10 protein-coding genes are annotated in these 14,824 nt (G+C 69.2%); 4 read left to right on the top strand and 6 right to left on the bottom strand.

Translation table 11 applies throughout. The annotated features are described in order from the left end of the window. Window positions 1-44: 44 nt before the first annotated feature. Window positions 45-2,159, bottom strand: coding sequence for a PhoX family protein (locus SALPAC6_RS0106240; RefSeq protein ID WP_018252567.1), 2,115 nt, complete (start codon window positions 2,157-2,159; stop codon window positions 45-47). 492 nt (window positions 2,160-2,651) lie between these two features. Between SALPAC6_RS0106240 and SALPAC6_RS0106235 the strand changes: the two genes are divergently transcribed. Then, on the top strand, window positions 2,652-3,290 hold the full coding sequence (locus SALPAC6_RS0106235; RefSeq protein WP_018252566.1) for a flavin reductase family protein: 639 nt from the start codon (window positions 2,652-2,654) through the stop codon (window positions 3,288-3,290). Window positions 3,291-3,568: 278 nt separating this feature from the next. Here SALPAC6_RS0106235 and SALPAC6_RS0106230 read toward each other — a convergent pair whose 3' ends face one another. Then, window positions 3,569-3,955: a phage holin family protein gene (locus SALPAC6_RS0106230; protein ID WP_018252565.1), complete on the bottom strand. Its 387-nt coding sequence runs from the start codon at window positions 3,953-3,955 to the stop codon at window positions 3,569-3,571. A gap of 310 nt (window positions 3,956-4,265) precedes the next feature. Between SALPAC6_RS0106230 and SALPAC6_RS0106225 the strand changes: the two genes are divergently transcribed. Together SALPAC6_RS0106225 and SALPAC6_RS0106220 are read left to right on the top strand one after the other, a co-directional pair. After that, entirely contained in the window at window positions 4,266-6,674 is a 2,409-nt protein-coding gene (locus SALPAC6_RS0106225) for an SseB family protein (protein WP_018252564.1), read from the top strand. Then, window positions 6,671-7,036, top strand: coding sequence for a hypothetical protein (locus SALPAC6_RS0106220; protein ID WP_018252563.1), 366 nt, complete (start codon window positions 6,671-6,673; stop codon window positions 7,034-7,036). Before SALPAC6_RS0106225 ends, SALPAC6_RS0106220 begins: the two co-directional genes overlap by 4 nt. 10 nt (window positions 7,037-7,046) lie before the next feature. Here SALPAC6_RS0106220 and SALPAC6_RS0106215 read toward each other — a convergent pair whose 3' ends face one another. The 3 genes from SALPAC6_RS0106215 to acs all read right to left on the bottom strand — a co-directional run bounded on the left by SALPAC6_RS0106215 (window position 7,047) and on the right by acs (window position 12,721). After that, complete coding sequence (locus tag SALPAC6_RS0106215) at window positions 7,047-7,979, bottom strand: alpha/beta fold hydrolase (protein ID WP_018252562.1); 933 nt, start codon at window positions 7,977-7,979, stop codon at window positions 7,047-7,049. A gap of 144 nt (window positions 7,980-8,123) precedes the next feature. After that, window positions 8,124-10,532, bottom strand: a complete 2,409-nt coding sequence (locus SALPAC6_RS0106210; protein WP_018252561.1) for an immune inhibitor A domain-containing protein — start codon at window positions 10,530-10,532, stop codon at window positions 8,124-8,126. A gap of 203 nt (window positions 10,533-10,735) precedes the next feature. Continuing rightward, a complete protein-coding gene (acs, locus tag SALPAC6_RS0106205) occupies window positions 10,736-12,721 on the bottom strand; it encodes an acetate--CoA ligase (RefSeq protein WP_018252560.1) in 1,986 nt (661 codons plus the stop codon). A 208-nt stretch (window positions 12,722-12,929) separates the two neighbouring features. Between acs and SALPAC6_RS0106200 the strand changes: the two genes are divergently transcribed. Beyond that, entirely contained in the window at window positions 12,930-13,679 is a 750-nt protein-coding gene (locus SALPAC6_RS0106200; protein ID WP_018252559.1) for a Fic family protein, read from the top strand. A gap of 59 nt (window positions 13,680-13,738) precedes the next feature. Here SALPAC6_RS0106200 and SALPAC6_RS0106195 read toward each other — a convergent pair whose 3' ends face one another. Continuing rightward, entirely contained in the window at window positions 13,739-14,542 is an 804-nt protein-coding gene (locus SALPAC6_RS0106195; protein ID WP_018252558.1) for an HAD family hydrolase, read from the bottom strand. Window positions 14,543-14,824 lie beyond the last annotated feature (282 nt).

Genomic DNA, 14,824 nt, shown 5'->3' with positions numbered 1-14,824 from the left:
GAGGGCCCGCTCGCGCCCGGAGGGGGCCGAGGGGAGCTGAGAGATCAGCTACCGATCGGGCCGCCATCCAGGCGCCACGTGACCACTACCCCTGGCTTGGCGTAGTCGCCGTCCGGCCAGGTGGAGGCGGGGTTCTCGATCGAGGCGCCGGAGACCTCCCCCGGGTGCTGCACGGCCACGAAGACCGAGCGGTTGTCGCCGGTGATGAACGGGCCACAGGTCTCCGCGCCGGTGGGCACGGTGAGGAACTGCTTCAGGTGGCCGCGTTCCGGGCCTTCGATCGGCGTGGCGAAGAGGCCGTCGTTACTGCCCAGCGCGTTGCCGTCGGTGGAGATCCAGAGGTTGCCGGTGGCGTCGAAGGCAAGGTTGTCCGGGCAGGAGATCGGGGAGACCTTCGTCTTGTCGTACCCGGCGAAGTAGGTCGAGGAGTCCGCCGGGTCGCCAGCGACGATCGGCAGCGACCAGGTGAACTTCTCGGCCGAGTTGTCCCCGTGCTTCTCGACCAGCTCCAGCACGTGGCCGTGGCGGTTGGCGTTGCGCGGGTTCGCCTCGTCCGCCTTCGGGTTGTTGTCGACCCCACGCCGGGAGTTGTTGGTGAGCGCCACATACACCTTGCCGGTGTGCAGGCTCGGCTCGACATCCTCGGGCCGGTCCATCTTGGTCGCGCCGACCTGGTCCGCGGCGAGCCGGGTGAAGGTGAGCACCTCGGCGGCGGTCATGCCCTCGACGTACGAGCGGTTGCCGCTGACCAGCTTGATCCACCGACCACCGCCGTTGAACGCACCGTCGCTGGGCAGCTCACCGGAGCCGTCGATCTCGTCGGCGCTGGTGTAGCCCAGCTTGGCGACGTAGAGGGTGCCTGACTCCAGCAGGGTCAGGTTGTGCTCCCGGTCGCGCCAGGATTTGCCCTTCTTGAACTTCTTCTCCGACACGAACTTGTAGAGGTAGTCGAACCGCTCGTCGTCGCCCATGTACGCGACCACGTGTCCGCTCTTCGCCACGATGACATTCGCGCCCTCGTGCTTGAACCGGCCCAGCGCGGTGTGCTTGCGCGGCCGGCTCTCCGGGTCGTACGGGTCGATCTCGACAACCCAGCCGAACCGGTGCGCCTCGTGCGGGTGCTGGGTCAGGTCGAAGCGTTCGTCGACGCGGTCCCACTTCCGGTTTCCGCTCGGGTATCGGTCGGTGGTGTTGACGCCGTACCGGGCCAGCTTCGGCTTCAGCTCCTCCGGGGCGCCGTCGCCGCCGATGAAGTACTGGTTGAAGTTCTCTTCGCCGGAGAGCACCGTGCCCCAGGGGGTTACCCCGCCGGCGCAGTTGTTCAACGTGCCGATGACCGTGCGCCCCCTCGGATCGGCGGCGGTCCTGAGCCAGTCCGAGCCGGCGGCCGGGCCGGTCAGCTCGAATTTCGTCCTCGAGGCGGTCACCCGGCGGTTGTACTGCCGCTTGCCGGACCTGACCGGGCTCCATTCGCCGGTGCCCTGAACGCGCTTCAGCTCCACCACCGACATGCCGTGCGCGGCCATCGCGACCTTCAACTGCTCGACGCTGAGTGAGTCCACATCGGTGAAGCCGGGGAACATCAGGTTCTCGTCGGTGTACTCGTGGTTGACCACGAGCAGGGCCTTGTTCCGGCCCAGCGGCAGCACACCGACGAAGTCGTTGTTGTAGCCGAACTGCTGGGCCTGCGCCTTGGCCGTCTGCTTGTGCAGGTCGAACGGGGGCGCGCCCGGCACCACCTCGTCGCCCCAGCGGATGACCACCGAGTGGTCGTAGCCGTTCGGCACGATGAAGCTGTCCAGGGCGTTCGGGGGGACTGGCTTGAAGGTCAGCTTCCCGTCGCCGACGCCACCGGGCGGGGCAGCGAACTCGGTCTTCTCCGGCATCACCGCAGCGGGGGTGGCGGCGGCAGCGGCGCCGCTGCCGGCGAGCGCACCGGCGCCGCCGAAGCCCAGGACCAGCGTGCCGACCGTGCCGGCGCGGACCACGCCGCGGCGGGAGACCTCGGCGTCCACCAGGTCGCCGAAGTAGGTGTTGTCCGAGGTGTTGGGCACCGGGTGGTCACAGGCGTTACCGCAGCGGTAGAGACAGGTCATAGCGTCACGACTGCCGTGGCGGATGGAGCCGAGCAGCGGGAGCAGCCGAGGGCGGTCGCTCATGTGGAGGGGCCTCCTGATGTCGATGGCGCACGCCGAGGTCAGCGGATGGCATGCGTACACGCCGCAGGCTAGGAGAGGACAATTACCGTCAGTGTGCGGCAATGTGAACCGAAGCTGAAATCCCTCATCGGGTCAACGGGGACCGGCAGCGGCCGAGGGCCCCGGGTGTCACCTGCCCCGACACTGCTGGGCGAGCCGGGTGACCGGGGTCGACCGCCGCCTTCTCGGAGGTGGCCGGCCCCGACACCGTTTGTTGGGGTGACTCCGGCCGGACCGATGCAGCTACCGACTGGGAGTTGGGTAACGCGGCTAGGAGCGTGGGTCAGTGATCGGCTACTGGCTGGGTGTCCGTTGTCGGTTGGTCGATCTGACCTGCCGGAACGCGACGTCCGTTTACCGCGAGCATCCTTCGCGTGATTCACGGACAGTTGATGACGGCTCGTGCACCGGATGGCGAGCTTCTTCGACTCACATCCCGCGAAAGGCAAAAGAATGCACGTGGTCCCCGGGCTCAAGGTGCTGTACTTCGGGACACCGGTGGTGCTGATCAGCTCACGTAACGAGGACGGCACCGCGAACCTCGCGCCGATGTCTTCGGCCTGGTGGCTGGGCCAGTCCTGCATGCTCGGTCTCGGCAACAGTGGCCAGACGACGGCGAACCTGCTACGCGAACGCGAATGTGTGCTCAACCTGCCCTCATCGGCGATGGTCGACGCCGTTGACCGGATCGCCCTCACCACCGGAAAGTCGGCCGTGCCGGACCACAAGGCAAAGCAGGGCTACCGGTACGAGCCGGACAAGTTCTCGGCCGCGCAGCTGACCGAGCAGACATCGGAACTGGTCCGGGCGCCCCGGGTCGCGGAATGTCCGGTCCAGCTCGAGTGCCGGGTCGTCTCGACGCACCCCTTTGGCGGCCCCACCCCGCATGCCACCGCCTTCCAGGTCGAGGTCCTTCGCGCCCACGTTGAGGAGGACCTGATCATTCCGGGGACGCATTACGTAGATCCACTCGGATGGGACCCGCTCATCATGAAATTCTGCGAGTTCTTCGGCGGTGGACACAGCGTGCATCCGTCGAAACTCGCCGAAGGCTGGAAGATGCCGCATCAACTCCAGCCGGCGGCCGTCTGAGCTGGTGCCGCGCGCCGGCAACCCGCCCATGGTTCGTGATCATTTCTACGGGTGGTGGTGGCATACGTGGTCCGCACGATCTTCCGCCACGCCGGAACCACCCGACCGCCGCCCTGCCCGGCCGACCAGCCGGGCCCCTGACGCGGCCACCGGCCCCTACCAGGCCGCACACCTGACATGCAGGACCCCACCGCCGACTCACCGGCGCCAGCGGGGTGACCACGACCGATCGTATCGATCACGGCCAGCCGCCGCTTGCTCGCTACTGACCCACGCTCCTAGTCGCGGTCGAAGACGGCGCCGAGTAGCCAGGTGACCACACCGATGAAGAGCGCGCCGAGGACGGCGGCTGGCCAGAACCCGTCGACGTGGAAGGGCAGCCCGGCCTCACCGGCGATCCAGCTGGTCAGGAGGAACAGCAGACCGTTGACGACCAGGGCGATCAACCCGAGGGTGAGGAGGTAGAGGCCGCAGCCCACCGTCCTGATGATCGGTTGGAGCACCGCGTTGACGACGCCGAAGATCGCGGCGACGAGGATCAGCGTGGTGACCGTCTCGGTGGCCGAATTCGCATCCAGCGTGATGCCCGGGATCAGGAGTGTGGCCAGCCAGAAGGCGACCGCGGTGATACCCAACCGGATTAAGAGCCCTTTCAGGAAACCCATGGCGGAGAATGCTGCCACGGACTGTTCTTCCAGGGAAGACTCGGGGTCGGTCTGCCGCGGAAACCTCGGCCTGGAACCTGTGGGGTCTGGGCCTCCCCACGCCTGGCGCGAGCATCGCGAGTAGGGCTGCTGAAGAAGCGGCGCGAGGGGCGGACCGGTTCCGCGGCAGCGACCGACTTCGGGTCGTATCGACACCGGAGCGGGGTGTTGTCGCGCGTGGCGATCCGGTACGGCCAGGCCATGCGGATCTTGCGGCACCTTGTAGATTGGATCCCATACGCGTGCGCTGTCGCCGGGAGGAGAGCTGGCCTTGACCGAATGGGAGCCGGCCACCGAGGTGGAGGTGACGCTCCGTGACGCGTTGCGTGCCAACGACCAGCAACGATACTTCCGCGTCCTGGCCCGTACAGAGCTGCTGCTGCCCGTCTCCGCATCGGCGTTGGCCGGCCAGGCGTCGATGAACTGGGGCACCTGGACCACCGGTGGCCGAACCCACGTGCTGGCGTTTACCTCGGTCGCCGCGCTGCGCGTCGGCCTCGGTGAGCATGCGGGCGCAAACCGCCGAGTCGCCTACGCCGAGCTTGTCGACCATTGGCCCAACCACGAGTGGTGGCTGGCGGTCAACCCGGGCCTACCCATCGAGGGCTACCTGCCGGCGTGGTATGTCGCTCAGCTCTCCCGTGGCGATGTCCGCCTGCCCGGTCGCACGATGGGGACTCGGGCCCGGCTGGAGCGCGACGAGACCCACCCCCGACCCCGTCCCTTCGAGCGCCGGGAGGCGGAGCCGGCCGCCGGGGCGAAGGGGCAGGACCGCGCTCCGCGGGCTGGCCGAACACCCGAGGGCATCGCCCCTCTGCGCCCGGCACCATCCACGTCGTCCTCGGGCACGCCGCTGCGTACCCCAGCCGACCTGCGCGCGGCCGCCCTCCGGCGGCCGGTGATGGATGCTGGCCGCGTCGCCGGTGGGGACCCGGTTCCCCCCGGGGCTCGCCCGCCCGGGCCCGGCCCCGCCGATGGAGCCGTACCGCCGAGGGGGCAACCCCGGGGTCTCCCCGAGCAGCCCCCCAGTCGCCGGTCCTTCTTCGAACCGGCCGCGGCCCGGAGCGACCGAGATGAGCGCAGCGTCCGACCGTCACGCCTTACTCGGGGCGCCCAACAGTTCCCGCGCCGCCGACCGGCCAGTGAACCGCCGCCGGCCACGTCGCCGATGTTCTCGGCCCGAGCCACGACCGGGGTCAACCAGGATGGTGCTGCCCCGCCCGGTGAGCCGGCACCCGGGCTGGCTGCGCAGCAGGCGGCAACGGAGGAGGCCCGGACTGTCGGTTTCCCGGTGCCCGACCCGGCGACCCTCCGGCGGTACGCGCGTCGCACCGCTGCGGCGGAGGCGCACTCCCCGCCCCGGCCTACCTCGACGGAGTCGGAGCCGAGCCCGATCGCCGCACCGGCCTCCGGTTCGCTACCCCGGCGGACTCCTCCGCCGACGGTGATCGAGGGAACGGTCGTCCAAGCCCGGAATCTGACCACTGCCGGCTCGGACGATGCATCGGCGACAATGCCGATAGCGGTAGCGGCGGGTGCGGCTCCCGTCGGCGGTGACGCCGCGGTCCCGGTCGGCGGTGACCCGGCGCTCCCCGCCAGCGGTGACCCGGTCGAGGCCACGATGCGGATCAACGTGGTGGACGTAGGTGACCTTCCCCCGAGCCCGACGTCGACCCCGACATCCGTGCCGTCGGACTTCACACCGGCCAATGAGGTCGAGGTGGACCTGGTCACGGCGGCCACCAGCGGCAACACCGACACCTTCCTGTCGACGCTACTGCTGGCCCAGGTGTTGCTTCCGGTGGCGGCCGACTCGGCACCGGGTAGCCGGCCCGGTGGGGCGGGGTTCGTCTGGCGGACCGAGGAGCTGGACGGAGCGGTGTCCGTGGTCGTCTACACCTCTCCGGAGCGGCTCGCCGACCACACCACCGGGACCGTCGAGACCATCCGAGTTCGCTTCGTGCAGCTCATCCAGCACTGGCCGGATCGGTCGTGGTCGTTCGTCGTCAATCCGGGAGCCCCGATCGGCACGACGATGCCCGGCGAGCAGATCGTCGGGCTCGCCAACTGGGCGGTGGAGGTGGGCCTCGGCGAGGATCGGCCAGAGCCAGAGGCGGCACCGGCCGCATCGGCGCCGCCGGACCAGCCGGCACCGACCGACCGGCCGCGTTACCAGCCGCCGAGTCCCGAGTCCACGACCCCCGTCCTGATGCAGAAGGCGGTGGCCGCCAGCCAACTCGCCTACTACCTGGAGCGGGGGTACGACCGCGTCTCCGGTTTCGTGCACCGGGCGGGCGAGCTGGCACATCTGAGCACCCCGGCCCAGCTCTACGACGCACTCGGCCTGGGCTACCCCGGCTCTCCCTTCGAGCGCAGCGCCGAGAAGATCTACGTACTGCGGTGGCCGGCGTTTCGGCCGAACCTCTACCGGATCCCGTACGGCGGGCAGAGCGAAGCTGCGCTGCGGGCCATGGAGGGCTGGGTGATCGAACGGCCGCCGTTCCGTGGCAACGGCTTCGCTCCGAGCGAGAGTAGCGATGTCGTGGCGGAGTTCAAGATCGACAGCGCCCGGCTGCCACACGGCACGCAGCTGTGGCGGATCGGCGCGGACGGCACCGAACGGCTCGTCGCCACGTTGGATGTTGACGTACTGCGGTGGCGGCGGGCGGGTGACGGGTGACACGGGACGGGTACGTGGCTCGCTGGCGGGACCGCGAGTACCAGGCCAGCCCAGACGGTGATGACGTCCGGCTCTATCAGCGCGAGCCGGGCGCGGGCTTTACCGAGGTACACCCCGGCCGCCATCTACGCATCGTGCCGGCCGCCGAGGTTGACGAGCTGACGTACATCCGCACCGCCTGCACCTGGCAGCAGCAGCCGTTCATCGTGTTGGGCGAACACGACGGTTGGCTGCGAGTCGAGTACACGGGTGGGCGCTGGCCAGTCGCCGAGGCGATGGGGCTCGAGGCGTTCGACTACGGCGTCTACCAGGGCTGGGCACCGGCCGCGGAGGTTCGCGACCTGCGGGAGCTTCGCGTCTAGCGCCGGTCAGCTAGGACTTCGCCCAGCGCAGGATCTCGCCGAGCACGATCTCCGGGGCCTCCACGTGCGGGAAGTGCCCGACCTGGTCGAGCAGGCGCCACTCGTACGGGGCCACCACGTACCGGCCGGAGCCCTGGGCGGTACGCGGCAGGATCGCCCGGTCAAGGGCGCCGTGTAACTGGAGGGTCGGCGTGACGAGTGGCTTCTGCATGAGCCGAACGAAGCGGTAGCCGTGCAGCCGTAGCGCGGATCGGAAAGCCCACCGGTAGCCCTCCAGGGCGCAGAACGCCGCCTGCGGGATCTGCATCGCCGTCCGGCACCGGGCCGCGTACGGTTCGAATTCCGGGCTCTGCACCCAGCGTGGCCCGCCCCAGCGGCGCAGGATCTCCGTTACCGCCGCCCCGTCGTCGCGGGTCAGCACGTGCTCGTAGCGCGGTAGCTGGAACGGCAGCGTTGGCGTGGAGGCAGCGAACTGGCCACGCGGATCTGCGAAGATCGCGGCCCGTAGCCGGAGCGGGTGTGGGGCGCCGAGCACCACCAGTCGGCGGACCAGGGTCGGGTAGAAAGACGTTGCTGTCCAGCCCAGCATCCCGCCGGCACCGGAGCCCACTACGGTGGCGGAGCGCTCGCCCAGCGCCCGGATCAGCCCAGCGACATCGCCGGCCTGGGTGTAGCCGTCGTATCCCCGGGGTGGCTTGTCGCTCGCGCCGTAGCCGCGTAGGTCAACCGCGACTGCCCGGAAGCCGGCGTCGGCGACCGCCGGTAGCATGTCGTGCCACGCCCACCAGTGCTCCGGAAAGCTGTGCAGGAAGAGCACCATCGGGCCGGTTCCGGCCTCGACCACGTGGAACCGGCTGCCGTTGGCGCCGACGAACCGGTGCGTCCATGGCCCCTCGGCGAGGACGCAGGACTCGTCAAGGGCCCCGTTGCGCTGCTCGGTCATGTGGCACAGCCTAAGGCCCGGGTCATAACCGGGCCCGACGCGGAGCGCAGCGGGCCCAGAGCCGAACCGGTGTCGTGGTCGATCCGTACAAGGGTGATGCCCGGGCCGGTCACCGGCCCGGGCATCACCCTTGTACGGTTCTCGTTACCTGAAGCGGACCTTGATTGAGGTGCCCTTCTGCTTCAGCACCTCGATCTTTGTGCCGGTCGCGGGGAGCTTCACCCCGTGGTTGGGCAGCTCCTCATACCAGTACTTCTTGGTGTCGTCGAAGAGCGGCTGCGCGGCCTGGCCCCGGATGTACTGCGGCTGGCTGTCGATGTGCAGCGTGAACGAGTCCGCCTTCTCGAGGCTGAACGGCGCGTCGTACACCTGGACCCGGGCCCGCCATGGCTCGCCGGTCAGGTTGTAGATCGGCCGCGGGCGCGAGTCGATGTAGAGGTTGCGCCCCTCACCCGGGTGCGCGAACGTGTCGTTGTCCGCCCACCGGGTGTTCCAGTAGGAAATCAGCAGCCCCTCCTGGTACGCGTAGTGGTCCACCCAGTCCGGGCGGGTGTTCGCGTACCCGAAGTAGTACGGCCCGGTCTTCAGGTACTTGTCGTACGAGACGTATGACCGGTGACCGGCGATGTAGTAGTTGTCGAAGAGCTGGGTGTACTTCTCCTCGGCGATGCTCCAACCGGCCAGGGCCCAGTCGCCGACCCCGGTCTCCCCACCGTCGTTGAGGATCGTCTCGCCGTCGGCGGTGACGGTGATCTCGTCGCCGTAGAAGCCGCCCTCGGAGACGCCACCGTCGGTCTGGTAGCGCAGCCGGAACTGGACCGACTTGCCGGCCTGGGCATCCATCGGAATGTTGACGTCGACCCATTCGTCGTTGCTACTACCGTCCAGGGCGAACCGTCCCGGAGAGATCTCCTTGAACGGGTTGCCGTCGGCGGTGCCGGGCAGCGGCATCCAGGTGTCGCCACCGTCCTCCGACACCTCGAAGAAGAGGTAGTCGTAGTCGGCCTCAATGCTGTAGCGGCCCTTCATCGTCAACGCGGCCGACGACTTTCCGCTGAAGTCCAGCGTCCGGGTCATCGTGTTGTTGAGGCCGTCCTCGTTGCCGGAGAAGAACTGCTTCGTTCCGGCGAACGGCGCACCGTTGTCGAACTCGTACTCCCGCTTCGGGAGCACGACCACAGCGGCCTGCGGCTTCTTGGAGTTGTACTCCTGCGGGCCGAGGGTCATGGTGCGTTTCTGACCCGCGTCGACCACCTCGTAGTCGAGCCAGCCGAGCTGGAGCTTGTTCCAGGCCCCCAGGTCACCGCCGCGCTCACCGATGCCGCCGTCACCTTCGGCGCCGAGCCGGCTCTGGGCCATCAGCGTCCAGTGCTCGTTGTTGTTGTCGCCACCACTGACCACGTTGTAGTCGTCCGGCAGGCCGAGGTCGTGGGCGTACTCGTGGTAGAACACGCTGCGTCCGCCGTTTTCCGGCTGGATCGTGTAGTCACCGATCCAGATGCCGGAGTCGCCGATCTGGGTGCCACCCGCCGGGAAGTTCGGCGGGCCGGTGCGACCCTGGTCGGACGCGAACGCGTACCAACGGTGGCTCCAGATCGCGTCCTCGCCCTGGTGCGGGTCGCGGTTGGCCATGTCGCCACCGGAGTGGACGATCTGGAAGTGGTCGATGTAGCCGTCCGGCTCGTTGAAGTCGCCGTCGGAGTCGTGGTCGTACCGGTCCCACTGGTCCATCGCCTTGAGCTCATCGGCGATTTCCGCGTCGGTACGGCCGGCGGCCTTCTGGTCGGCGACCCACTGGTTCGCGGCGTCCTGCACCAGGGTCCAGACGTTGGTGCAGACATTGCCGCCACAGACCGCAGGGTCGTCACCGTTGGCGTCGGTGGGGTCGTCCAGGGAGCGGCCGTAGCGGGCCGCGTTGTACTGAACCTTGACCCAGTCGGTGACCGTGCCCTCGACGCTGTATCGGCCTGAGGACTGGGCCTCGAAGTACTGCTTTACCGACTCGTCGCCGGCTGCCTCGCCGAAGTACAACGTCCGGAAGTAGTCGGCGCTGTAGTCCGCCTGCCAGCTCGTGGAGTTGTCCAGTGCCCGGTTGGGCTCCGGGATCTCGTTGTGCAGTGGACCGTCGAACCGCGCCGGACCCGGCCAGGCGGGGGCGGTGTCCTGGTCGGGATAGTCCGGGTGCCGCTCGTTGCCGAACTCGGCCAGGATCACGAAGATCCGGTCCGTGCTCTCCCGGGAGAGTTCGACGTACTGGTCCTTCTTGCCGCGGTGACCACGGGCGGTCGGGGAACCGCCGTCCGTCTCACCGACCTTGACCACAGTGCTGCCGTTGACTCGCTGCGATGTCGCCTCGCCGGAGAGGACGTTGCTCAGGCCCTCCTGGCGCAGCGCCCGTCGCTTCTCCTCCAGCGGGTTGGGCAGGTCGTGGTCAGCATGGGCAGGCTCTGCGGCTGAGGGAGCCGGTGTCGGCTGGTGAAGCCTCGGCGCGGCACTGGCGGACGGTCCGACCGCCAGTCCCGTTGCCGTCAGCGAGAGCCCGAGTAGACCCACTGCGACTTTGCGCACGCGGTACCTCCGGGGGTGAAGGAAAATCCGGCCTAGCGGGGGGCATGGGCCGGTGAGGTGATCCCACGGGTGGGACCACTGGTGAAGATAGACATCGTTGCTGATGAGGGGAAGACTGTCCGGGCACTTTGGTGCAAGAAGTTGTTGGTACGGCGATCCGGTGTCACACGCCTACCGTGCGGTCCGGCTCAGTCCTCGCCCCTGCCAGCGCCCATGCCGGTGGCGATGAGTTCCATCACCGAGGAGTCCTGCAGCGTGGTCACGTCGCCCAGGGACCGGTTCTCCGCCACATCCCGCAGCAACCGTCGCATGATCTTGCCGGAGCGGGTCTTCGGAAGCTCCGGCACGAGCATGATCTGCCGCGGCTTCGCGATCGGCCCCAACGTGCGCGCGACGTGGTTACGCAGGTCCGCGATGAGCTGAGCCCCCGCCGTCCCCTCGGTATCGGCGCTGCCTCGGGGGATGGCGAAGGCGACGATCGCCTGCCCCGTGGTCGGATCGGTCGCGCCGACCACCGCCGCCTCGGCCACCGACGGGTGCGACACCAGGGCCGACTCCACCTCGGTGGTGGAGATGTTGTGGCCGGACACCAGCATCACATCGTCCACTCGGCCGAGCAGCCAGATGTGGCCGTCGTCGTCCTTCTTGGCGCCGTCCCCGGCGAAGTAGACCCAGTCGTCACCGCCACCCGCACCGGCGCCGAAGCGCGACCAGTACGTCTCCACGAACCGATTGTCGTCGCCCCAGATGGTCCGCAGCATCGACGGCCACGGCTCCCGAAGCACCAGGTAGCCGCCGCCGCCGTTGGGTACCGGCTGACCCTGGTCGTCTACCACGTCACCGTTGATTCCCGGTAGCGGAGTCATCGCCGACCCCGGCTTGGCGCGGGTCACCCCGGGCAGCGGAGAGATCATGATGGCCCCGGTCTCGGTCTGCCACCAGGTATCCACAATAGGCAGCCGACCTGCTCCGACGTGCTGCCGGTACCACATCCAGGCCTCGGGGTTGATCGGCTCGCCGACGCTGCCCAGGAGGCGCAGGGAGGACAGATCGAACCCGGCGGGGATCTCCTCACCCCACTTCATCATCGTACGAATGAGAGTCGGGGCGGTGTAGAGGATCGTCACCCGGTACTTGTCGACCAGCTCCCAGAACCGGCCCCGGTGCGGGGTGTCCGGCGTGCCCTCGTACATGACTTGGGTGGCACCGTTGGAGAGCGGGCCATACACGATGTACGAGTGGCCGGTGACCCAGCCGACATCGGCGGTGCACCAGTAGACGTCGCTCTCCGGTTTGAGGTCGAAAACCCCGTGCATCGTGTACGAAGCCTGGGTCAGGTAGCCACCGGTGGTGTGCAGGATCCCCTTCGGACGAGCAGTGGTGCCACTGGTGTACAGGATGAACAGCGGGTGCTCGGCGTCGAAGGCGGTGGCCTGGTGCTCGGCCGACGCCCGCCCGACCGTCTCGTGCCACCAGCGGTCCTTCGCCGACCAGGCACACTCTTCACCGGTGCGGCGGACCACCAGCACGTGCTCCACCGACGGGCAGTTCGACACCGCCTCGTCAACGGTCGGTTTGAGCGCGGAGGGCCGGCCCCGCCGATAGCCGCCGTCGGCGGTGACCACGACCTTCGCCGCGGCGTCCTGAATCCGATGTGTCAACGCGTCGGCGGAGAAGCCGCCGAAGACCACGCTGTGGGTGGCGCCGATCCGGGCGCAGGCCAGCATCGCCACCACGGCCTCCGGCACCATTGGCAGGTAGATCGCCACTCGGTCGCCGGCGGTCACCCCGAGCTCGGTCAGCGTGTTCGCCGCCTGGCAGGTCAGCTTCTGTAGCTCCGCGTAGGTGATCGTCCGGGTGTCACCCGGCTCGCCCTCCCAGTGGATCGCGACCCGGTCCCCCCGGCCGGCCTCGACGTGCCGGTCCAGGCAGTTGTACGCCACGTTGAGCTGACCGCCGACGAACCACTTCGCGAATGGCGGCTTTGACCAGTCGAGTACCCGGTCCCAGCGCTTCGTCCAGGTCAGTCGCTGGGCCTGCTGTTCCCAGAAGGCCAGCCGGTCGGCGTCCGCCGTGGCGTACGCCTCGCTGGTGACGTTGGCGCTCGCGGCGAGCTCGGCCGGCGGCGGGAACTGGCGCGTCTCGTTCAACAGGTTGGCCAACGCCTCGCTCATGCCTGCTCCCTCGTCGCTTGGGGTGACCTGCGTCTCGGTGCAGAGGTTAGCCCGCCGGCCGGGCGCACGCGACTGTCGAGGGCACCGGACCGCGCCGAAGTGAGCCTCCCCCGCGCCGTACGGCACGGCACGACGCCGGCGGATGACACGGCACGGCGGATGGCACGGCACCGGCGGGCGGTACAGGCGGTCCCGATAGCGTGGCGGGGTGACCGATGACCCGCTCGCTCCGCTGCTCGCCCTCGCCGATGTCGCCGCTGCCGTGGAGCGGGCCCGCGAGCGCTTCGACCAGGCGCTGCGGCACCGCGCCCTGCGCCGGCACGGCGGTCAGGTGGCCGCGGAGGTCAGCCTCCGCTGCGCGGTGGCCAGCGCCGCTCTTGAGGGGTATGCCCACGATCGCGAGGAAGTCCGGGCCGGCACCGTCACCGAGCCGGTGCTGCAGGGCGCACTGCGGGTCGCCGGGGCGCTACCCGGGCTGACCGACCTCTGGCCGAAGGCACCCCGGCAGGCGCTCGCGAAGCTGCACGTGCTCGCCGCGCGGGAGCTGGTGCCGGAGCCTGAGCTGGGACGCCCGGTGCCCGACGCGGTGGTGGCGGCCCGGCTGGACGGGTTGGCTGCCCTGGTAGCCGGGGGAAGCGAGGCGCCGCCACTGGTGCTCGCCGCGGTCGTCCATGGCGAGCTGTTGAACCTGCGGCCCTTCGCCGGCCCATCCGGGGTGGTCGCCCGTGGTGCCGCCCGGCTGGTGCTGATGTCTCGGGGGGTTGACCCGCGGGGCCTGCTCGCCGTGGACGTCGGGCATCGCGAGCGGGAGCCGGAGTACGTCGGCTCGGCCGGGGCCTTCGCCACCGGAACCCCGGACGGGCTTCGCTCGTGGCTGCGGCACTATCTGAGCGCCGTCGAGTCGGGCGCCGACCAGCTCACCGGGATCGGCGATGAGGTGCTCGCCGTGACCCCGTAACCCCTGCCTCGCCCGGCCGTACCCGAGCCCGTCCCGCCGCCGCGGGCCGACTGCGATGGTCAGGTCGTCGGGGTGGCCCGGGTCCGCCGGTGCCGGCCGTACCAGGCGACGCCGATCGCCACGCCAACCCCGACGCCGAGCGCGGCGGCGGCGACCGGCACGGCGGGGCGATCCCGCAACCGCCGCCCCAGTGGGATCGGGTGCCGGAACTCCAGCACCGGCCAGGAGTTCTCCGTGGCGAGCTTGCGTAGCTGACGGTCCGGGTTGACTGCGGTCGGTCGGCCGACGCACTCCAGCAACGGCCGGTCCGTGTACGAGTCCGAGTAGGCGTACGAGTCGGTGAGGTCGTAGCCGCGCTCGAGCGCCAGCTCACCCACCGCGTCCACCTTGGCCGGACCGGCCGCGTAAAACTCGATCTCCCCGCTGTAGTGGCCGTCCACCACGGCCATCCGGGTGGCGATCACATCGGTCACCCCGAGTAGCGCCCCGATCGGCCGGACCATCTCCTCCCCCGAGGCCGAGACCAGCACGACGTCCCGACCGGCGGCCTGGTGCTCCTCGATCAGGGCGGCGGCCTCGGCGTACACGTAGGGGTTGATCAGCTCATGGAGGGTCTCCGCGACAATCTGGCGGACCTGCTCCACCTGCCAGCCCCTACACAGCGCGGCGAGATAGTCCCGGGTCCGGGCCATGGTCTGCTCGTCGGAGCCGCCCAGCCGGAACATCAGCTGCGCGTACGCCGACTTGACAACGTCTCGTCGGGTTATCAGGCCGTCCCGGTAGAACGGCCGACCGAACGCCAGCGCACTTGACTTGGCGATGACGGTCTTATCCAGATCGAAAAAAGCGGCGCTTCGGCCCACGGCGCGCAAGTCTAGCCCGATGGACTATCGTCTGCGGGGGCCCGGGTCCATCAACCCCTCAGATGTGCGACGTGATCGACTGTGTGCCTGCGCCGCGTGACCGCGATCACACTCTGCGGAAGAATTTAGCAGGGAGTGGAGGCTGCACCACTCGACGTAGCCAGGTTCGCTCAGGCAGACTGTCGACACAACAGGCGTTTCACCTTGCGGACAACCGACAGACCCTCGGCGGTTGCACCCCCCCCGGTGACCGCTGAGCGGTTCGGCTCGACCCCCCCGGAG

Origin of the sequence: Salinispora mooreana (genome assembly GCF_000379065.1) — a bacterium.
GTDB classification, from domain to species: Bacteria; Actinomycetota; Actinomycetes; order Mycobacteriales; family Micromonosporaceae; genus Micromonospora; species Micromonospora mooreana.
The sequence above is the reverse complement of the archived record's forward strand: the minus strand, read 5'-3'. Positions and strand labels throughout refer to the sequence as shown.

Excerpts from the sequence above, each read along its gene's own strand:
- SALPAC6_RS0106240 (WP_018252567.1), bottom strand. The coding sequence starts at position 2,159 with ATGAGCGACCGCCCTCGGCTGCTCCCGCTGCTCGGCTCCATCCGCCAC.
- SALPAC6_RS0106235 (WP_018252566.1), top strand. The coding sequence starts at position 2,652 with ATGCACGTGGTCCCCGGGCTCAAGGTGCTGTACTTCGGGACACCGGTG.
- SALPAC6_RS0106230 (WP_018252565.1), bottom strand. The coding sequence starts at position 3,955 with ATGGGTTTCCTGAAAGGGCTCTTAATCCGGTTGGGTATCACCGCGGTC.
- SALPAC6_RS0106215 (WP_018252562.1), bottom strand. The coding sequence starts at position 7,979 with ATGACCGAGCAGCGCAACGGGGCCCTTGACGAGTCCTGCGTCCTCGCC.
- acs (WP_018252560.1), bottom strand. The coding sequence starts at position 12,721 with ATGAGCGAGGCGTTGGCCAACCTGTTGAACGAGACGCGCCAGTTCCCG.